The sequence below is a fragment of the Streptomyces sp. NPDC006368 genome (assembly GCF_040612535.1).
In the GTDB taxonomy this organism is placed as follows: domain Bacteria; phylum Actinomycetota; class Actinomycetes; order Streptomycetales; family Streptomycetaceae; genus Streptomyces.
This window is the reverse complement of the sequence record NZ_JBEXQK010000008.1, coordinates 125,211-143,640: the sequence shown is the minus strand read 5'-3', so window position 1 is coordinate 143,640 and position 18,430 is coordinate 125,211. Positions and strand designations below refer to the sequence as shown.

The 18,430-nt window shown below is 74.0% G+C and carries 16 protein-coding genes; 7 read left to right on the top strand and 9 right to left on the bottom strand.

Features of this window, described 5'->3' with window-relative positions; translation table 11 throughout:
- Window positions 1-7 precede the first annotated feature (7 nt).
- Both ABZZ38_RS09590 and rfaE2 read left to right on the top strand, forming a co-directional pair.
- On the top strand, window positions 8-691 hold the full coding sequence (locus tag ABZZ38_RS09590) for an SIS domain-containing protein (protein WP_356737502.1): 684 nt from the start codon (window positions 8-10) through the stop codon (window positions 689-691).
- Window positions 688-2,088 carry a D-glycero-beta-D-manno-heptose 1-phosphate adenylyltransferase gene (gene rfaE2, locus ABZZ38_RS09585; RefSeq protein WP_356737500.1) on the top strand — a complete coding sequence of 467 codons (1,401 nt, stop codon included), beginning with the start codon at window positions 688-690 and terminating at the stop codon, window positions 2,086-2,088. The genes ABZZ38_RS09590 and rfaE2 overlap by 4 nt, the downstream gene beginning before the upstream one ends.
- Window positions 2,089-2,155: 67 nt before the next feature.
- On the opposite strand, the gene ABZZ38_RS09580 is transcribed toward rfaE2, so the two are convergent.
- Complete coding sequence (locus tag ABZZ38_RS09580; protein WP_356737498.1) at window positions 2,156-3,502, bottom strand: MFS transporter; 1,347 nt, start codon at window positions 3,500-3,502, stop codon at window positions 2,156-2,158.
- Between the two features lie 337 nt (window positions 3,503-3,839).
- On the opposite strand from ABZZ38_RS09580, the gene ABZZ38_RS09575 reads away from it, so the two are divergent.
- Window positions 3,840-4,592: an SDR family oxidoreductase gene (locus tag ABZZ38_RS09575; RefSeq protein WP_356737496.1), complete on the top strand. Its 753-nt coding sequence runs from the start codon at window positions 3,840-3,842 to the stop codon at window positions 4,590-4,592.
- Between the two features lie 15 nt (window positions 4,593-4,607).
- Here ABZZ38_RS09575 and ABZZ38_RS09570 read toward each other — a convergent pair whose 3' ends face one another.
- The 4 genes from ABZZ38_RS09570 to ABZZ38_RS09555 all read right to left on the bottom strand — a co-directional run bounded on the left by ABZZ38_RS09570 (window position 4,608) and on the right by ABZZ38_RS09555 (window position 11,178).
- Window positions 4,608-5,642 carry a DNA topoisomerase IB gene (locus tag ABZZ38_RS09570; RefSeq protein ID WP_356737494.1) on the bottom strand — a complete coding sequence of 345 codons (1,035 nt, stop codon included), beginning with the start codon at window positions 5,640-5,642 and terminating at the stop codon, window positions 4,608-4,610.
- Window positions 5,643-5,712: 70 nt separating this feature from the next.
- Window positions 5,713-6,051 (bottom strand): DUF3140 domain-containing protein, encoded by a 339-nt coding sequence (locus ABZZ38_RS09565; protein WP_356737492.1) that lies wholly within the window; start codon window positions 6,049-6,051, stop codon window positions 5,713-5,715.
- Between the two features lie 72 nt (window positions 6,052-6,123).
- Window positions 6,124-8,544 carry a SpoIIE family protein phosphatase gene (locus tag ABZZ38_RS09560; RefSeq protein ID WP_356737490.1) on the bottom strand — a complete coding sequence of 807 codons (2,421 nt, stop codon included), beginning with the start codon at window positions 8,542-8,544 and terminating at the stop codon, window positions 6,124-6,126.
- A 60-nt stretch (window positions 8,545-8,604) separates the two neighbouring features.
- Window positions 8,605-11,178: a SpoIIE family protein phosphatase gene (locus tag ABZZ38_RS09555; protein WP_356737488.1), complete on the bottom strand. Its 2,574-nt coding sequence runs from the start codon at window positions 11,176-11,178 to the stop codon at window positions 8,605-8,607.
- A gap of 204 nt (window positions 11,179-11,382) precedes the next feature.
- Here ABZZ38_RS09555 and ABZZ38_RS09550 point away from each other — a divergent pair, with 204 nt between their 5' ends.
- Window positions 11,383-12,318 carry a MurR/RpiR family transcriptional regulator gene (locus tag ABZZ38_RS09550; protein ID WP_356737486.1) on the top strand — a complete coding sequence of 312 codons (936 nt, stop codon included), beginning with the start codon at window positions 11,383-11,385 and terminating at the stop codon, window positions 12,316-12,318.
- Window positions 12,319-12,617: 299 nt separating this feature from the next.
- Here the strand turns inward: ABZZ38_RS09550 and ABZZ38_RS09545 are convergent, their stop codons facing one another.
- Entirely contained in the window at window positions 12,618-12,827 is a 210-nt protein-coding gene (locus ABZZ38_RS09545; protein ID WP_356737484.1) for a DUF5133 domain-containing protein, read from the bottom strand.
- A gap of 241 nt (window positions 12,828-13,068) precedes the next feature.
- On the opposite strand from ABZZ38_RS09545, the gene ABZZ38_RS09540 reads away from it, so the two are divergent.
- The 3 genes from ABZZ38_RS09540 to ABZZ38_RS09530 all read left to right on the top strand — a co-directional run bounded on the left by ABZZ38_RS09540 (window position 13,069) and on the right by ABZZ38_RS09530 (window position 15,151).
- A complete protein-coding gene (locus ABZZ38_RS09540; RefSeq protein WP_356737482.1) occupies window positions 13,069-13,260 on the top strand; it encodes a DUF2795 domain-containing protein in 192 nt (63 codons plus the stop codon).
- Window positions 13,261-13,646: 386 nt separating this feature from the next.
- A complete protein-coding gene (locus ABZZ38_RS09535; RefSeq protein ID WP_356737480.1) occupies window positions 13,647-14,669 on the top strand; it encodes a glycosyltransferase family 2 protein in 1,023 nt (340 codons plus the stop codon).
- A complete protein-coding gene (locus ABZZ38_RS09530; protein ID WP_356737478.1) occupies window positions 14,666-15,151 on the top strand; it encodes a GtrA family protein in 486 nt (161 codons plus the stop codon). Before ABZZ38_RS09535 ends, ABZZ38_RS09530 begins: the two co-directional genes overlap by 4 nt.
- Here the strand turns inward: ABZZ38_RS09530 and ABZZ38_RS09525 are convergent.
- The 3 genes from ABZZ38_RS09525 to ABZZ38_RS09515 form a co-directional block, all read right to left on the bottom strand.
- Window positions 15,126-16,538 (bottom strand): DUF6056 family protein, encoded by a 1,413-nt coding sequence (locus ABZZ38_RS09525; protein WP_356737476.1) that lies wholly within the window; start codon window positions 16,536-16,538, stop codon window positions 15,126-15,128. The two genes, ABZZ38_RS09530 and ABZZ38_RS09525, sit on opposite strands and share 26 nt — an antisense overlap.
- Window positions 16,539-16,764: 226 nt before the next feature.
- Complete coding sequence (locus tag ABZZ38_RS09520) at window positions 16,765-17,604, bottom strand: hypothetical protein (protein WP_356737474.1); 840 nt, start codon at window positions 17,602-17,604, stop codon at window positions 16,765-16,767.
- Between the two features lie 32 nt (window positions 17,605-17,636).
- Window positions 17,637-18,362, bottom strand: coding sequence for a class I SAM-dependent methyltransferase (locus tag ABZZ38_RS09515; protein ID WP_356737472.1), 726 nt, complete (start codon window positions 18,360-18,362; stop codon window positions 17,637-17,639).
- Window positions 18,363-18,430 lie beyond the last annotated feature (68 nt).

Below are 18,430 nucleotides of genomic sequence, written 5' to 3'. Positions count from 1 at the left end.
AACGCCCATGACAGATCCTCTCGCTTCTCACACCCGCGACACCCGGGCCGGCGACGCCCAGGCCCGCGAGGCCGTCCGGCGTCACTGCCAGTCCCTCCAGGACGCCCTCGGGCGCTTCCGCCGGCAACACCTCGACCGGATCGCCCAGTGGGGCGGCGAACTCGCCGCCGTCCTGCCCGTGGGCGGCCGGCTGCTCGCAGCGGGCAACGGCGGCAGCGCCGCGCAGGCCCAGCACCTCACCGCCGAACTGGTGGGCCGCTACCGCCGGGAGCGCCCCGCCTACTCGGCGATCTCGCTGCACGCGGAGACGTCCAGCGTGACCGCCATCGGCAACGACTACGGCTTCGACCAGGTGTACGCGCGGCAGGTCGCCGCGCACGGCCGCCCCGGGGACGTCCTCGTCCTGCTGTCCACCTCGGGCAGCAGCGCCAACCTCCTCGCGGCGGCGGTGACGGGCAGGGCCGCCGGGCTGCGCGTCTGGGCCATGACCGGCCCGCGACCCAACCCGCTGGCCGAGGCCGCCGACGAGGCGCTGTGCGTCGACGCCGACTCGACCGCGACCGTCCAGGAGACCCATCTCGTCGCCGTGCACCTGCTGTGCGAGTGCTTCGACGCGGCGGTGGCCGCCGGGCGGCCCGCGCGGCCGGCGGGCGCGTCGACGCCCGTCGCGGCCCATCGGAGGATGTCATGACCACACGCAAGCCCCTCGTCGTCGTCGGCGACGTCCTGCTCGACGAGGACATCGAAGGCGTCGCCAGCCGGCTCGCGCCGGACGCCCCGGCCCCGGTCGTGGACTTCACCGGTGACCAGCGCCGCCCCGGCGGCGCGGGGCTGGCGGCGGCGCTCGCGACGCGCGGCGGCCGGGACGTGGTGCTGGTGACCGCGCTGGGCGACGACCCCGCCAGTGAGGCGGTGCGCCGTTCGCTGCGGGGCCGTGTCCGTGTGGTCGAGCTGCCGCTCAAGGGCACGCTGCCGGTGAAGACGAGGGTCCTCGCCGGCGGTCGCCCGCTGGTGCGGATCGACCGCGGCGGCGGCGACCCGGGCGAACCGGACGCCGCGGTGCGCGACACCCTCGCCGGCGCCCACGCCGTACTCGTCGCCGACTACGGCCGGCACACCGCCGGCGCGGTCCGGGAGCACTTGGCGGCCGTCGCCCCCAAGGTGCCGGTGGTGTGGGATCCGCACCTGAAGGGCGACGTGCCCGTGCCGGGCGCGCGGATCGTCACGCCGAACGCCGCCGAGACGCGCGCCCTGTGCCGCGGCGACGGCGAGTCCCTGCGCGCGTACGCCGAACGGGGCGCCGAGCTCGCCGAGCGGTGGCGGGTGGCGACGGTGGCGGTGACGCTCGGCGAACGCGGCGTGCTGCTGACGCGGCCGGGCGCGGCGACGCCCATGCTCGTCCCGGCGCCCTACCGGGCCGAGGGCGACGCGTGCGGCGCGGGCGACTGCTTCGCCGCCGCGACGGCCGCGGCGCTCGCCGACGGCGCCCTGCCGGAGGAGGCCGTGCAGCAGGCGGTCGCCGAGGCGGCGGCGTTCGTGGCGGCCGGGGGCGCGGGCAACCCGGCCCTGTGGCGCACCCCGCCGCCCGCCCGGCTTCCGGACGCCCCCGACACGGACGCGTTCGCGCTGGCCGAGCGGATCCGCGCGCAGGGCGGCACGGTGGTCGCCACCGGTGGCTGCTTCGATCTGCTGCACGCGGGCCACGTCGGCCTGCTGGAGAGCGCCCGGGGCATCGGCGACTGCCTCATCGTGTGCGTCAACTCCGACGAGTCGGTGGGCCGTCTCAAGGGTCCGGGCCGCCCCCTGAACCCGCTCGCCGACCGCGTCCGCGTCCTGGCGGGCCTCGGCAGCGTCGACGCGGTCGCGGTCTTCGACGGCGACACCCCGGTGGAGCTGCTCAGCCGTCTGCGCCCCGATGTGTGGGTCAAGGGCGGCGACTACTCGGCGGAGGACCTCCCGGAGGCGGAGGTGCTGCGCACCTGGGGTGGCCAGGCGGTGGTCCTCCCCTACCTGGACGGCCGCTCCACCACCCTCCTGGCCCGCCGCGCCGCCGAAGCGGCGGCCCCCATCCGGCCCCCGGGGCGGTGACCCCGGCGCCGCCCGCCCACCGGCGGGGGGCCGCGCCCCGCGGCCCCCGCGGCCTCCCGCCGGAGCGTCACGCCGCCGTGCTCAGCGCCGGGCGTTCCGTCAGGTGCGGGGTCCCGGTGGTGCGGACCACGACCGGGGCCGGGGCGCGGCGGTCGCGCAGGAGGTACCCGCCGCCGATCGCCGCCGTGATGAGCAGGCCGCCGATCACGAGGGCGCCGCGGGCGCCGGCCAGTTCCATGAGGAGGCCGAGCGCGGGCGGGCCCGCGAGGCCCCAGCCGGTCCGGATACCGCCCCAGACGCCGAGGACACGGCCGCGCAGGTGCGCGGGCGGGTCGGTCTGCAGGACGGTCGTTCCGGCCGTGTCGGAGACCGACTCGACGACGGCCATCGGCAGGACGAGGACCAGCAGCACGGCGAGCGACGGCGACAGACCTGCCACCACCTGGAGCAGGGCTCCGGTGGCGGCCAGCGCTCCCACGAGCCGGACGGACGGCTCGCGCAGCCGGGCGCCGAGGACCGCGCCGAGGATGCCGCCGACGGCGAGGACGGTCGAGACGGTGCCGAAGGCTCCGGCGCCGCCGGCGAGCGGGCCGGTGACCAGTACGGCCAGGGTCAGCCCGTAGTTGCGGCCGAAGACCGCGCTGATGCCGGTGATGCCCGCGAGGGCGACCAGCCGGGGCCGGCGGGCGAAGAAGGCCAGGCCCTCCCGGACCGTCATGTCGCCGCTCGGGTCGGGCGCGACCGGTGCGGGCCCGGCCGGTGCGGGCGCGAGCGCCGTCGCCACCGGGCGCAGGAACGGGATCACCGCGGCGACGAAGAGGAACGACACGCCGTTCGCCACGTACGCGGCGGCCGTGCCGAAGAAACCGACCGCCACGCCCGCGAGCGCGGCGCCCGTAAGCCGTCCCGCGCTGTGCACGAGGGAGCCGACACCGATCGCGGACGGCACGTCCTCGGGGCGCACCAGGTCGTTGCCGAGGAGGGCGCAGGCGGGGCCGTCGACGGTGGCGATGAGGCCGGTGACGGCGGCCAGTACCAGCAGCACGCCGAGATCCAGCCGGCCGAACGCGACCATGAAGGCGGTGACGAAGGCGACCGCGCCGAGCAGCGCCTGGCTGACGGCGGCGGTGACCTTGCGGGACCGGCGGTCGACCGCGGCGCCGCCCACGAGGCTCAGGAGGAGGCCCGGCGCGGCCTGCACCGACAGGGAGAGGCCCGTCGCGGCGGCGGAGCCGGTGATCTGGAGGACCAGCAGGTTCTGGACCGTGAGCTGCATCCACGTACCGGCGTTCGAGACGAGGTTCGCCACGGACCACCAGCGCATGCTGCGGTACCTGAGGGAACGCCAGGGCGAGTGAGCGGCGGAGGCGGTGGCGGGGGTGGGCGCGGAGCCCGCGGAGGAAGAAGAAGGCACGGTGGGGTACTCGGTGGAGAGCCCGGTGGACTCGGATGGCGGAATCGGCGGAACTGAGGGGCCCGGGCTGTACCGCACGGCCGGTCCACCGGATCTGTCTGGTGCCGCGCCGCTCGTCGGAGGCGGTCCCGCAGCGTCGACCATGGTGGCAGAGGGGCGCACCGCCGGTGACCGGGGCACGCCCCGGGAAACGCCGCCACGGGCGGCCATCCGCGCGCTCACCTGCGGTTTGGCCCCGTCTGGTGTGCTTGCTCACAGTGACCGTCCGGGGTGCCGTCCGTAGTGGCCCAGGCCACAGTGGGAGGGGAGGACACCCGATCGGAAGGCGGAGGAAGGCATGGGCAGCGGAGTGCGGGTCGACCTTCAGGGCAAGCAGGCACTGGTGACCGGCGGCGCGCGCGGTCTGGGCGCCGCGATCGTACGGAGGCTGGCCGGCGCCGGGGCGTCCGTCCTCGTCGCGGACGTCCGCAAGGAGCCGGCGCGTGAGCTGTGCGAGGAGCTGAACCAGGACGGGGCCTCGGGCGACGCCCGGTTCGTGGAGCTGGACGTGCGGGACGCCGCGGCGGTCGCCGACGTCTTCCGGGAGCTGGAGGGGGACGGCCGGTTCGTGGACGTCCTGGTCAACAACGCGGCCGTGGACGTGTCGAAGCCGATCGAACACCTCACCGCCGACGAGGTGACGCGGGTCGTCACCACCAATCTGCTGGGCCCGATGTACCTGTGCCTGGAGACCTACCGCCGGATGGTGGCCCGGGGCGGCGGTCACATCGTGAACATCCTCTCCACCGCGGCGAACCGCACCTGGACGGAGGCAGGGCCGTACTCGGCGGGCAAGTCGGGGCTGCGGGCCTTCACGCACACGCTCTTCAAGGAGGCGCAGCGGGACTGCCCCGGCATCGGCGTCACGGGGATCATCGCGGGCGGCATGGAGACGCCGTTCATCCTGGAGCGGTTCCCGGACGCCGATGTGTCGCTGCTGCAGAGCCCCGACATCGTGGCCGACACGGTGCTGTACGCGCTGTCGGTCCCGGCCGGCAGCGCGGTGGGCGAGCTGGTCGTCGTACCGCGCAAGGAGCCGTCCTGGCCCTGACCGGGCCTGCCGGGATCAGGTCTTCTCGGGCGGCCGGCCGGTGCGCAGCATCCGCAGGACGGCCCGCTCGGCGGGCCCCTGGGTGGCGGGGATGCCGTAGGTGCCCTCGTCACCGAGGTGCGGCAGTGTGGCGGCGACGGTGACGCCCTCCTCGTACAGCTCGATCACCCTCGGGTTGATGTAGGAGGCGCGGCAGACGGCGGGGGTGTTGCCGAGGTAGGCGGAGACCTCGTGGGCGGCGCGGGCGATGGCGCGGCGCCGGGCGGTCTCGCTGTGCGCGACGGCCTGGGAGACGGCGAGGGCGATCGCGGCCATGACGGTGGCGTGCCAGGTGCGGAAGTCCTTGGCGGTGACGTCCAGGCCGGCCAGGTCCTTGAGGTAGGCGTTGACGTCGGCGCCGGACACGTCCTGCCAGGTGGGGCGCTCCCAGTAGGCGAAGAGGCGGTCGCCGCCGCCGCGCCGGCGCATCAGCGCGGTGAGGGCCCGGCAGGTCGGCGGGTCCACGACGGTCTGGACGAGCTCCCGGCCGTGTTTGCCCGTATAGCTGAAGACGACCGCGCCGCCCTGGCAGCGGGTGTGTTCCCGCAGCAGGGTGGTGAGGCCGTAGCTGTTGTTCAGTTCGGTGTAGCGGTCGCTGCCGATGCGGAAGAAGCCGAGGTCGAGCAGGCGTACGGCGGTGGCCAGGACCCGCCTCCGGGTCAGCCCGCGGTCCCCGAGGTGCCCCTCGACGGTCTCCCGGATGGCGGGCAGGGCTTCGGCGACGTCGAGGACGTGGTCGTGCTTGGCCTGTTCCTGCTCGGCGCGGAACCGCGGGTGGTAGAGGTACTGGCGGCGCCCGGCGGCGTCGGTGCCGACGGCCTGGAGGTGGCCGTTGGGCCGTGGGCAGATCCATACGTCCCGCCAGGCGGGCGGGATGACGAGTTCCCGGATGCGGCCCAGCTCGGCGGGGTCGCGCAGGGGTTCGCCGTGGGCGTCGAGATAGCGGAAGCCGCGCCCATGGCGTTTGCGGGTGTACCCGGGGTCGGTGGGCCGGGTGTGATGGAGACGCAACGGATCCTCCTCGGGCGGCCGCTGGAGGATCCGCGCGGACGCCGACAGCGGCGGCGGGGGCGGGCGGGTCCTAGACGGGTTTGAGCGGATCGTGCCCGATGTCCATCAGGCCGTGGCGCCAATCGGCTCCGCCGGCGGTGGGTTCGAGGTCGGGGCCCCGCTGGGACCGCACGATGTCGCGGACCCGTCGCATGACGGCGACGTCGTCCTCGGTGAGGTCGGTGCGGCGCTTGCCGAGGATTTCCAGGACGCGGCGGCCGGTGGCCTTCCCGGAGCGGTCGGGGAGCTCCTCGGTCTCCTCGCCCGCCGATTCGACGTTCAGCCACTCCTGGAGTTCGCGCGAGGTCATGTTGACGACGGTGTGGAACTCGTCCCACAGCTCGGCGCTGATCTGTTCGGACGCTGCCATGGCGCACCTCCCGACATAACGGCGATCTCCGGGTTTCCGGTCCTCCGTCGCCACAAACGTCACGCGTGCACGTCAGGGCGGCAGGGTCTGTTCGGCCCAGATCGTCTTGCCGGTGGCGGTGTAGCGCGTGCCCCACTGCTGGGTCATCTGCGCGACGAGGAACAGGCCCCGGCCGCCTTCGTCCTCGCTGCCGGCGTGGCGCAGATGGGGCGAGGTGTGGCCGGTGTCGGAGACCTCGCAGATCAGGGTGCGGTCGCGGATGAGCCGCAGCTGGACGGGCCCGGATGCGTACCGGATGGCGTTGGTGACGAGTTCGCTCACCACGAGTTCGGTGGTGAAGGACAGTTCGCCGTCCAGACCCCACGCGCCGACCTGTCCGGTGGCCAGGGAGCGGGCGCGGCCGACCATCTCGGGGCTGTCGGCCAGCTCCCAGGTGGCGACGTGCCGGCTGTCGAGCAGGTGGGTGCGGACCAGGAGGAGCGCGGCGTCGTCGTCGACGGGGCCGGGCAGCAGGGCGTGCACCACCCCGTCGCACAGATCCTCCAGGGGGCGCCGGTGGTCGGCGAGGACGGTGTGCAGGGCGTGGAGTTCGGCGTCGCGGTCCCGGCCGCGGCCCTGGACCAGGCCGTCGGTGAACATGGCCAGCAGGCTGCCCTCCGGCAGGGTGAACTCGACGCTCTCGAAGGGCAGGCCGCCGAGTCCGAGCGGGGGGCCCGCGGGGAGGTCGGGGTGGTCGACGGTGCCGGTGCGGGGGTCGACGAGCGCGGGCAGCGGGTGGCCCGCGCGGGCCATGCTGCACCGTCCCGACACCGGGTCGTACACGGCGTACAGGCAGGTGACCCCGAGCGCGGCGTCCTCGCTCGCGTCCTCGCGGCCGGTGGCGGGGACGGCGGTCTGCTCGTGGGCGGTCTGGGTGATCAGGTCGTCGAGGCGGGTGAGGAGTTCGTCGGGCGGGAGGTCCAGCTGGGCCAGGACGTGGACGCTGGTGCGCAGCCGGCCCATGGTGGCTGCGGCGCTCAGCCCGTGCCCGACGACGTCACCGACGACGAGCCCGACGCGTTTGCCGGACAGGGCGATGACGTCGAACCAGTCGCCGCCGACGCCGGCCTTGCTGTCGGCGGGCAGGTAGCGGTGGGCCACCTCGACGCCGGTGAGCCGGGGCAGGTTCCGGGGCAGCAGGCTGCGCTGGAGCATGAGGGCGGCGGTGTGTTCGCGGGTGTAGCGGCGGGCGTTGTCGATGCAGACGGCGGCGCGGGCGACGAGTTCGTCGGCGACGGGCAGGTCGGCCGCGCCGAACGGGTCGAAGCGGCGGTCCCGGGTGAACGTGACGACACCGAGGGCCGGACCGTCGACGCGCAGGGGCAGGGCGAGCCGGGAGGGGGCGCCTTCCGCGTTGGGGCCGTCGAGAACGGGGCGTCCGGTGGTCAGGCAGCGCGCCTGGGGTGAGTCGGGCGGGTAGTCGACCGGGCGGCGGGGGTCGGGCCGGGTGGCCGGTGCGGCGTCCACCTGTGCGTCCCAGACGCGGACGACGCGACGTGCGGGGGCGGTGCCGGGGGCCGGCTGCTCGCCTTCGAGTACGGCGTCCAGCAGGTCGACGGTGACGGCGTCGGCGAACCGGGGCACGGTGACGGAGGACAGCTCCTGCGCCGTGCGGACCATGTCGAGACTGGTGCCGACCTGGCCTCCGGCCCGTACGAGCAGGTCGAGGCGCTGCTGTGCGAGGTAGCGGTCGGTGATGTCGACGGTCTCCTCGCAGATGCCGAGGGTGGCGCCGGCGGCGTCCTGGAGGCGGTAGTACGAGCAGGACCAGACGTGGTCGCGGCGGGAGTCCGCGGGCGGGCGGCCCCGGTAGTGGAGGTCGACGACGGGTTCGCCCGTGGTGAGGACCCGCCGCATGGTCTCCTCCAGGGTGGGCGGGTATCCGGGGGTGAGGATCTCACCGCCGGCGACCATCTCGTCGGGGCCGAGGCCCGCGTACTGGGTGCTGCCCATCTCCTGGTAGAGCGCGTGGTTCGTCCAGACGACCCGCAGGTCGCTGCCGTAGATGGCGAGCCCGATGGGCGACTGGGTGACGAGGCCGCGGAGCATCGACTGGAGGGCCTCCCAGTGCTCGGTCTCGTCGGCGTCGGCCAGCGCCAGGAGCCGGGCGGGCCCGGACTCGGCGGCCGGCCCGGCGGCGGCGTGGGAGAGCGGGACGGCCGCCGTGGTCACGCGGATGATCCGGCCGTCCCGGTGACGGAGGTGGAGGACGCGGCGGGTGGCCTCCGACGCGCCGGGCAGCCGCGCGGCCGGCCGGTAGGGGCCCGCGCGGTCCACGACGAAGGTGCCGATGGCGCGCCCGACCGCCTCGTCGGCGGGGTAGCCCAGCAGCGCCTGGGCGGCCGGGCTCCATCCGACGACCGTGCCGTCGGAGTCCAGGACGGCCGTCGCCGCTCTCGTGATGTCGAGGGGGCCCCGGAAGTCGGCACCCTCGGCTGCGTTCACCGCGCTCATGGCACCTGCCTTCTTACGTCTCCTGATGATCGCCCGGTCGCGCGGGGTACACAACCGAACTCAGTCCGCACGGGTCGCCCGCGGCCCGGGGGCGCTGCGGGCGGCGAGCAGCAGGGCGATGTCGTCGGGGCGGTCGGTGGCCGCCTTGGCGGCGCGGATGAGCCGGTCGGCCGTGTGGGCCAGCGAGGGGTCGTCGACCGAGGCGAGGGCGGCGCGCAGCCGTTCGATGCCGAGGTCGATGTCGGTTCCGGGCTGTTCCACGAGCCCGTCGGTGAACAGGGCGAGGACGGTGCCGGGCGCCAGGCGCAGTTCGGTGACGGGGTACGACGCGTCGGCGTCGATACCCAGGACGACGCCGCCGGGCAGGTCGAGCACCTCGGCCCGGCCGTCGGGGTGGCGCAGCAGTGGCTGGGGGTGCCCGGCGCGTACGGCCCGGGCGGCGCCGGTCGCCGGGTCGAGGTCGACGTAGCAGCAGGTGGCGAACTGGCCGGGGTCCAGGTCGATGAGCAGCCGGTTGGTGCCGCTCATCACCTCCCGGGGGCCGTGGCCGCTGAGCGCGAAGGCGCGTACGGCGCTGCGCAGCTGGCCCATGGTGGCGGCGGCGGACACGCCGTGGCCCTGGACGTCGCCGATGACGAGGGCGACACCGCCGTGGCCGGTGTCGATGACGTCGTACCAGTCGCCGCCGACCTCCATGCCCTGGGTGCCGGGCAGGTAGCGGCCGACGGTTTCGACGTGCCGCAGGCGCGGCAGGCGGTGCGGCAGCAGGGCGTCCTGGAGGCCGCGGGCGAGGGCGGCCTCGGTGTCGTATCGCCGTGCGCGCTGGAGGGCCTGGGCGATGAGACCGGCGAGGGCGGTGAGGACCGTGCGTTCCTCGGGGCTGAAGCCGCGCGGCTGGTCGAAGCCGAGGATGCAGGAGCCGACGGGCCGGCCGGATGCGATCAGCGGCAGGAAGGCGCGGGCGCCGACGTGGGCGTCGAGGGGGATGCCCGGGTAGGTGTCGGCGAGGTGCTGCATGGACTCGAAGAAGAGTGGTCGCCCGGAGGTGAGGGTTTCGACGCCCGGCAGGCGGGCGTCGAGTCCGACGCCGTCGAACTGGTCGAGGAAGCCCTTGGGGAACCCGGTCTCCCAGGCGAGGTGGAGGTGGCGTTCGCTGAGGAGGTAGATGGCGAGCTGACGGCCGCCGAAGGCGGGCAGCAGCTCCTCGGTGACCACGGCGGACACCTGGCGGGCGGTGACGGCCTCGGTGAGCGCGATGGCGAGGGCGACGGGGCGGTAGAGCACGGCGGCCCGGTCGGCCGGTGACCCGAGCCCGTCCCCCGCCCCCGGGGCGAGGCCCGCGCCCGGGGCGATGACGGAGCCGGGGGCGTACACGGGCCGCTCGGTGGCGGCGAGGGTGACGGTCAGCCCGTCCTGGCCCGGGTAGAGGGAGACGGACAGCCAGGTGGACGGGCTCCGGTGGGCCATGAAGTGGACGGGGTCGTCCGAGAGCAGTGCCGCGCGGAAGTGGTCCTCGTACGCGGGCAGTCCCAGCCAGGGCACGGCGTCCCACAGGGACCTCCCGACGAGCGCGGTGCGGGCCTGGCCGAGCAGGGTCTCGGCGGTACGGCTGACGAAGAGGATCCGCCCGAGCCGGTCGAGGGAGAAGGCGCCCCTGGGCAGCCGGTCGGCCGCCGCGGCGCCCAGCGGACCGGTGCCGGGGTCCACGAGCGCGCCGGTCAGCCGCCCGCCGGGGCCGTCGCGGGACGCCGTGGCCCGGCGGCCGGACAGTTCGAGCAGGCAGGGCCGCCCGTCGGGGCCCCGGATCCACATCCTTCGGGTGGTCGGCCGGTCGGACTCGCTCACCAGCCGGGCAAGGGTCCACACGCCGTACGCGTCCTCCGGCGACAGCAGCGCGGCCAGGGCGTCGGCGGTGGCGGGGAGGCGGTCCGGGCCGGGCGGTGGCGGGGGCCCGCCGCCGTCCGAGCGGTCGTCCGGGGAGGGGGGCTGTGCGGGGCGCGGACCGTCGTCCGGGGCGCCGGAGAGGAGGGCGCGCAGGCCGTCGTCCCCCGTCAGGGTTCCGCTGTCGATGTCCCAGTCGAGGTGCCCGACGCGTACCGGCGGTGTGCTGGTGGGCAGCTGTACGGAGGTGGGGGCGTGGTCCCACTCGACCGGGGTGCCGTGCGCGGCGAGGTCGGCGAGGCGGGCGCCGAGCTGCTCGGCGGTGGCGGTCATCCGCCGGCGGTCGGCCGCGCTGACGGGGCCGCCCCGGGTGGCGCCCCGCAGGACCACCAGGACGCCGAACCTCTCCCGGCCGTTCGTGACCGGCGCGTAGAGGGAGCCGAACGGGAACGGCAGCCCCGCCATGAGCTGGGGAAAGCGGCGCATGGCGTCCTCGGCGTCGGCGAGGGCGACGAGCCGTCCCGAGCGGTAGGCCTCGGCGACCGGGAAGGGCCGGTTCACGTGCATGCGCCACCACGGCCGGAACAGGGGTCGCGGCAGTCCGCCGAGGACGGCCAGCCGGAGCAGCCCCGGGGAGCCGGAGCGCAGGTAGACGCCGCCCGCGTACCCGCCGACCGCCTCGACCGCGCCGACCGCGGCCCGGGCGAGCGTCAGGGACAGCCCGTCGGGCGCCCGGCCCTGTCCGTTTGACATCGTCGGCCCACCTCGCTCAGCGGCATCCGCCCGGTGGCGTCGCGCCCCGCGCCGTACCGGGACGGACGGGACACCCCCAGGATGCTCCCCGGAGGGCCGCGCGCGCACATCGGTGGGCCGTTTCCCGTGGCCCTGCGGATTCCTCCGGGCGCTGTGAACGGTGAAGTATGTTGAGGACGATCGGGACTGGAAGGAGGCACGCCGGTGCCATCAGGGCAGCAGGCACGCGCACAGGCAGCCGCGATCAGGCCGGGTCCGGTGGCCGCGCGGGACGCGCACGGCGCGCCGGCTGCGCCCGCGGACCGGGTGCTGGCCCTCTTCGGCGGCCACCGCCTCTCCCCCGCGCAGCGGCGCATCGCCCAGTACGTCATCGACCACCTCACCGAGGCCGCGTTCCTGTCGATCACGGATCTCGCGGAGCGGGTGGGGGTCAGCCAGCCGTCGGTCACCCGGTTCGCGACGTCCCTGGGCTACAGCGGCTTCCCCGCGCTGCGCGAGGCGTTGCAGCCCATCGCGCTCAGCGCGGTCGCGGGGCTGCCCGACACGCGTGAGGAGGTCCGCCGCAACGAGCTCCAGGCGGCCATCGACGCCGAGATCGAGAACCTGGAGAGCCTGCGCCGGCTGGTCGCCGACCCCGGTCAGATCCTGGACGTCGGCCGCGAGCTGGCCGCGTCGGTGCCGCTGACCGTCCTCGGCCTGCGGATCTCCGTGTCGCTGGCGGAGTACTTCGCGTACGCGGCGCGCCGTATCCACCCCGACGTACGGCTGGTGACCCGGGGCGGCAGCGTCGCCTATGACGCGCTGCTGCAGTCGCGGGAGGCGGGCGGCACGTGGGTGCTGGCGTTCGCGATGCCGCGGCATGCCAACGAGACGCTGGCCACGCTGCGCGCGGCCCGCCGGACCGGGCTGCGGGTCGCGCTGATCACCGACCTGACGCTGGGCCCGCTGGTGGACGAGGCGGAGGTGACGCTGACGGCCGGAACCGGATCACGCCTCGTCTTCGATTCGTACGCGGCGCCGGGGGTGCTGTCGGCGTCCGTGCTCCAGGCGATGGCCGACGCCAATCCGGAGCGTACGCAAATGCGGCTGGAAGGGTACGAACAGGCTGCCGAGCAGCACAGTTTCTTCCTGGAGGACTGACCCCCGCCGATCGTTGGCCGGGGGCGTTTTCTCGCCATCGGCGCGCATGAAATTTTTCATGCGCTTGCTTACTCAACGGTAAATATATTTACTGCTCGGACGGCCGGGAACCCAGCGCATCGGGCGCCCGGTACACCCCTTCAATGCCCTGCTCATGGGGCCTTGGACCGAACACCCTCGAACGGCGCTCCCTCCTCGCGCCGCTCCCGCGGTGTTCCACCGGGCACTCCGTACTCCCCTCGGATGGCCCGTGGCGGCCCCGGTCAACCCCTGGACCGGGGCCGCCTCAATTCGGCCGATCAGGTACTTGCGGCGGCGGCCAGCCGCGCGCGGGCAGCGGCCAGGGCCTGCTCCAGCTGCCGGGTTCCGGTCGTGACGCAGAGCGTGTACGTCACGTCGTCGAGTCGTCGTTTCAGATCAGGGGCGATGGCCAGCTCCTGAGCGGCGGTGCACAGGGATTCGTAGCGGCTCACGAGCTCCTGGAGCACCGCTGGATGCGCCAACAGCATGAAGGTACCTGCCTTTCCACGCCACAAAGCACACAGAGGAGGGACGCCGACGCGGGCCTCCCTGAGGCCGAGTGCGCCGGTCCCCGACCGGGACGCCATCCCCGCACCGGGATGTGCCCGCGCTCTCCGCTCCTCAACCGACATTGTGATGCAACCGTGACGGATCCGCGCAGTGTGGACACACCAGGTGATTTGTCCGCCTTTTGGTGATGCCTCCTGAAGCGAGGGGTATGCGTCGCACATGAACGTGAACCCCATCGAAATGCAGAAGGCCCTTGGTGGCGTCAACTACCCCGCGTCGAAGAAGGACATCGTCGGCGCGGCCGAGAAGCACAAGGCCGGCCAGGAGGTCATGGAGGCCCTGAAATCGCTGCCGGAGAAGGAGTACGAGTCACCGGCCGCGATCAACAAGGAGGTCGGCAAGGGCTCCTAGCCTTCCCCGCCCGGCCGCCCGGCCCGCCCGATGCGCGCGGTGCGGTCGGTCCGGTCGGCCGCGTCGGATGCGTCGGCCCGGAGCCGGCCGCAGCGACGAGAACCCGGACCGCCCCGCCACCCCCGGCCAGGGGTGGCGGGGCGTTCGTCCGCCCACCCGCGGACCGCCCCCGCACCCGCGTCCGCGCCCGCCCCTCACCCAAGTGGACGGCGTGGGGCTGTCGCGCGCCCGTTGCCGCGCTCCACTGGGAGGAACCGGCAGCGCATGCGCCGAAGTCCGTCGCACGGAAAGGCAACCCGGATGACGCGATCGTCATCTTCTCTGTGCGGTGGGCACGGATCATGCGGCCCGCCACCCCGCACACCGGTGCATGGAGTGAGTAGGCAATGGTCCATATCTCGATCGTCGTCCCCTGTTTCAACGAGAGTGAGGTGATCGCGGCCTTCCACGCCGCGCTGACCTCGGCCCTCGACCGCGCCGACGCGACCTTCGAGGTCTGTTACGTCGACGACGGCAGCGGCGACGCCACCATGGACCGGCTGCGGGAACTCGCGGCGACGGACCCGCGCGTCCGCTACACCTCCTTCAGCCGCAACTTCGGCAAGGAGTCCGCGATGCTCGCCGGCATGCGGATGTCACGCGGTGACGCGGTCGTCCTCATGGACGCCGATCTCCAGCACCCGCCGGAGCTCGTGCCCCGCATGCTGGAGCTCCACCGGCACGGCTACGACCAGGTCATCGCCCGGCGCGACCGCACCGGCGAAGGCCCCGTGCGCAGTTCGCTCAGCCGGGCCTACTACCGTCTGGTGCGCCGCTTCATGGACGTCGAAATCGTCGACGGCGCGGGCGACTTCCGGCTGCTGTCGCGCCGCGCGGTCGACGCCGTCCTGTCCCTGCCGGAGAGCAACCGTTTCTCCAAGGGGCTCTTCTCGTGGATCGGGTTCGACACCGTCAGCTTCACCTACCAGAACGTCGAGCGGGCCGCGGGCGAGTCCAAGTGGGGCGGCCGACGGCTGCTCAACTACGGCATCGACGGGCTGCTCTCCTTCAACAGCCGCCCGCTGCGGCTCGCCATCCACACCGGACTGTGGCTGTTCCTCTCCGCGTTCGCCTACGCGCTGTGGATCGTCGCCAACGTCGTCCTGAACGGTGTCGACACCCCCGGTTACGCGACCCTCATCACCGCCATCGTCGCGCTCAGCGGCATCCAGCTCGCCACGCTCGGCGTCATCGGCGAGTACGTGGGGCGGATCTACCACGAGTCCAAGCGCCGCCCCCACTACGTCGTACGCGAGACGAACGAGCCCCCCGCCCTCCGCCCGGCCGCCGCCGCCCGTACCGCGTCCCGTCCGGCCTCCCGGCCCCCGGCCGGCCTGGAAGCCGCCGGCCGGGCGCGGCCGGAGTCGTGAGACCCCTCAGGCGCTTCGTGCCGTGGGGACGCCTCGTGAAGAGCGCCGCGCTGCGGCAGTTCCTGTCGTTCGCGGCGATCGGCGTGGCCAACACGGCGGTCTACTACGCGGTCTACGCCACCCTCAACCTCTGGCTGCCCTACCTCGCCGCGCACGCCGTGGGCTACGCGGTGAGCGTCACCGGCTCGTTCCTGCTCAACTCGTACGTCACGCTGCGCACCCGGCCCACGTGGCGGGCGTTCGCCCGCTACCCCCTGTCGGGCGCGGTCAACCTCGTGGGCAGCGGCGCCCTGCTCCATCTCGCCGTCAGCGGCCTCGGCATGGACGAGAACCTCGCCGCCCTCGCGGCCGGTGTCGCCGTCACCCCGCTGTCGTTCCTGCTCGCCCGGTGGGCGATCGTCTCCGGCGCCGCCGCGACCCGTCGCGCCGGGTCGCGGCAGCCGCCGGAGGAGCAGGTCACGGAAGCCGCGTCCCGTAAGTGACCTTGTCGAGGTGGTAGAAGTCCGCGACGCAGTTGGCGGGCCAGCTCTTGCGCCCGCCGTCGCCGAACGGCTCCAGCATCCTGCCGACGGACAGCGGTACGTACGGTGCGACCCTCACGCCGCTCGCGGCCTGCTCGCGCAGCCACTGGTCCTGACGGTCCCACTTCTCGGCCCGCACCTTCATGTCGTGGCCCAGGTGGTACAGGGGCCGCACCAGGCCCAGGACGGACACCGCGCACACGGCCGCCGCGAGGACCGTCACCACGCCCGTCACCCCCACCGTCGCCCCGCCGGGTGAGCGTCGCCGCAGCCCACGGCCCAGCAGGGCGCCGATGCCGACCAGGACCAGGACGTACAGCAGCAGGTAGTCGTTCCAGGTGCGCTCCGTGGTCACGACCCGCGCGCCGAAGGCCGGGTAGGTGATGACGGTGCAGAGGTAACCGGAGACGAGGAACGCCAGCGCGCCGAGCGAGCCCGCCAGGAGCGGGCGGCACGGCAGGAGGGCCGGCGCCCGCCCGGGACGGCGCCGCGTGAGCAGGCCCAGCAGCACCCCGGCCGCCACGGCGCCCACGTACTCCCAGGTCGTCAGAACGGTCTCCAGGATCCGCACGTAATGGCGCAGCGAGGCGACGAGCGACTCCGGGGCGAGCATGGAGACCGTCTCGGCGCCGTACCGCTCACGCCGGTTGCGCGAACCGGGGGACGTCACCAGCAGGATCGTGCCGATGGCGACGCCCGCCATACCGGCCAGCGCCCAGACCCGGACGAAGCCGCGCACGCGCGGGGCGAAGAAGAGGGACGCGCACAGCACGGCCCCGCCGAGCACCACCAGCGCGACGACCGACGCCTCCTCGGAGAGCGTGCCCATGAAGACGCCCGCCACCACCACGGTGGCCACGGCGGCGATCCTGCCGCGGCGGCCGTGGACCCGCATCAGCGGGATGGCCGCCGCGCAGGCCAGCACCGGGGCCAGCGTGTGCGAGACGGACGCGGCGGGCCAGTAGAAGGTCTTGTACGTGTTGGGTGTGGCGAAGAGGAACACCGCGGTGATCATCGAGGCGACGAGGAGCGGTACCCCGCGCGGCACCCGCTGTCCGGCCGCGCGCAGCGCGTGCGCGGTCACGGCCCACAGCAGGACCAGCATGAGGACGCCGCTGGTCACGGCGTACCACTGGTGCCCGGCGACCGGGAACTCGGCGTACAGCCCGACGAGCAGGCCGTTGGCGAGGCGCCCGTTGTCGGTCACGTAGAACTTGCCGATGATGCCGCCGATGCCCTGGTCGCGTACGACGGGGAGGAAGCACCACTCGTCGGCGCTGGGGCGGACGTAACGGCCGAGGTAGGACGCCGCGGCCAGCAGGCCGAGGGGCAGCAGGGCCAGACCCACCGTCCACAGGGTGGTCCATGACCCGGGTGGTCCGTCCCCGTCCCTCCCCGGCCCCGGCCCGGGACTGCCGCCCGGGTCTTCGGGGATGGTGACACTCGTTGCGCCGACGGACATGCTCTCTTCACTGCCTCTCGGGAAACCACTGGTCCGACACCCAAGAGGGGATTTCTCGCGGTGTCGTTTCCATTCGCCCGGACGGATTCGGGGAACGCAACCTCAGAGACCGTCAGGGGGACGAGGTTGCGCCGAGAAGCCGGTGCAGGGACATCGTCATGGCGGTGACGAAGGCGTCGCGGACGTGGTCCTGAAGGAGGTCGAGCGAGAGGTACGGGTTGAGGTCCTCCAGCTCGACGAGGAGGAGCCGGCCGTCGGGGGCGCGGCACGCGTCGACGCGCTGGATGCCGTGGTCGACGGTGTTCCAGTCGACGAAGCGCTGGGCGAAGGCGAGGTCGGCCGCGGTGGGTTCGTACCGCTCCAGCTCCCAGCGCCGGTCGGTGCGGGGCGCGTGGAGGGCGTACTGGAAGGCGCGGTCGACGAAGTAGAACGACACCTCGTAGCGGAAGTCGATGTGCGGCTGGACGAGGACGTCGCCGCGGGCGAGGCCGGCGAGCTCTTCGCGGGGGACGGTCCGCAGGCCTATGGAGTCGGCGCCGAGCTTCGGCTTGACGACGTAGGCGTCCGCCTCGGGCAGCCGTCCGAGGTCCTGCGGGCGGTCCACGGTCGGGATGACGGGGTACCCGGCGGCGTACAGGTCGAGGAGGTACTGCTTACCGGCCATGTCGCCCTTGCCGGTGAGCTGATTGTGCACGCGTACGCCGTCCGCGAGCGCGCGGGCGCGGAACTCGTCGTACGCGGCCCGGTAGTGCAGGACGGGCCCGCTGTTGCGGACGACGACCGCGTCGAAGGAGCCCATCAGGGCGGCGGCGTCGAGCGGGTGGCACAGGGCGATGTCGAACGTGTGGCGCAGCCGGGAGGTCAGGAAGATGTCCTCGTCGCAGTAGCGCCGCCCGCGGGCCTGGTAGGCGAGGTCGGTGACGAAGAGCAGGCGGGGGCGAGGGGAGGACACGTTTCTCCTGGTGGTCCGGGGGTGTGCCCAACCTACCGGCGCGCCACGACCAGGCGGCAGCGGGGCGTCCCGTCGGCGCGGGTGCCGAGCGCCGGGAGCGGTGTCAGCCCGGTCGTGAAGCCGGTGCGGGCAAGGTCGTCGAGGACGTCCGCGAGCCGGAAGGTGCGGTAGTACATGATGAAGCGCGGTCGCCACAGCAGGTTGCGCACCCGCATCGCCGCGTCGAAGCCCCACAGCGCCCAGTAGGCCGTGGAGCCGACCGGAGGGGGCGCCGCGACGGGGAAGGCGAACAGGCCGCCGGGGCGCAGCGAGGCGTACACCTGGCGGAAGAGGACCGGCCGTTCGCGGGGCAGGAAGTGCCCGAACGCGCCGAAGCTCACCGCCAGGTCGAAGGTGTCCCGGAAGGGCAGGGCCCTGGCGTCGGCCCGCACCCAGTGCCGGTCGGGCCCGGCGGCGGTGCCGGGGTGGGCGGCGCGGGCCTCGGTGAGCATGCCCGCGCTGAAGTCGACGCCGGTGACCGTGGACCGGCACAGCTCCCGCAGCACCCGTACGCCGGCCCCGGTGCCGCAGCACACGTCGAGCCCCGCGCGGAACGGCCCGTGGGGCCGCAGGGCGTCGGTGACGGCGTCGAGGACCCGGTCGGGGGTGCGGAACGGGGTCTCGTCGAACCGGGGGGCGAGCAGGTCGTATCCGTGCTCCGTGGAGGAGAGCGCCTGGACGGCGAGTTCGCGGAGGGTGGGGCCCTTGGGTGTGAACATCGCCGTCAGCGTATCGGCAGGGCGCGGGCCGCCGGGGGCGCGGGAGCGGCGTTCGCGGCGGGGCCCGG

What these genes read in the sequence shown, in the direction of transcription:
- ABZZ38_RS09590 (WP_356737502.1), top strand. Translation starts at nt 8, where the DNA reads ATGACAGATCCTCTCGCTTCTCACACCCGCGACACCCGGGCCGGCGAC.
- ABZZ38_RS09540 (WP_356737482.1), top strand. Translation starts at nt 13,069, where the DNA reads ATGAACGTGAACCCCATCGAAATGCAGAAGGCCCTTGGTGGCGTCAAC.
- ABZZ38_RS09575 (WP_356737496.1), top strand. Translation starts at nt 3,840, where the DNA reads ATGGGCAGCGGAGTGCGGGTCGACCTTCAGGGCAAGCAGGCACTGGTG.
- ABZZ38_RS09565 (WP_356737492.1), bottom strand. Translation starts at nt 6,051, where the DNA reads ATGGCAGCGTCCGAACAGATCAGCGCCGAGCTGTGGGACGAGTTCCAC.
- ABZZ38_RS09535 (WP_356737480.1), top strand. Translation starts at nt 13,647, where the DNA reads ATGGTCCATATCTCGATCGTCGTCCCCTGTTTCAACGAGAGTGAGGTG.
- ABZZ38_RS09515 (WP_356737472.1), bottom strand. Translation starts at nt 18,362, where the DNA reads ATGTTCACACCCAAGGGCCCCACCCTCCGCGAACTCGCCGTCCAGGCG.
- ABZZ38_RS09560 (WP_356737490.1), bottom strand. Translation starts at nt 8,544, where the DNA reads ATGAGCGCGGTGAACGCAGCCGAGGGTGCCGACTTCCGGGGCCCCCTC.
- ABZZ38_RS09555 (WP_356737488.1), bottom strand. Translation starts at nt 11,178, where the DNA reads ATGTCAAACGGACAGGGCCGGGCGCCCGACGGGCTGTCCCTGACGCTC.
- ABZZ38_RS09545 (WP_356737484.1), bottom strand. Translation starts at nt 12,827, where the DNA reads ATGCTGTTGGCGCATCCAGCGGTGCTCCAGGAGCTCGTGAGCCGCTAC.
- rfaE2 (WP_356737500.1), top strand. Translation starts at nt 688, where the DNA reads ATGACCACACGCAAGCCCCTCGTCGTCGTCGGCGACGTCCTGCTCGAC.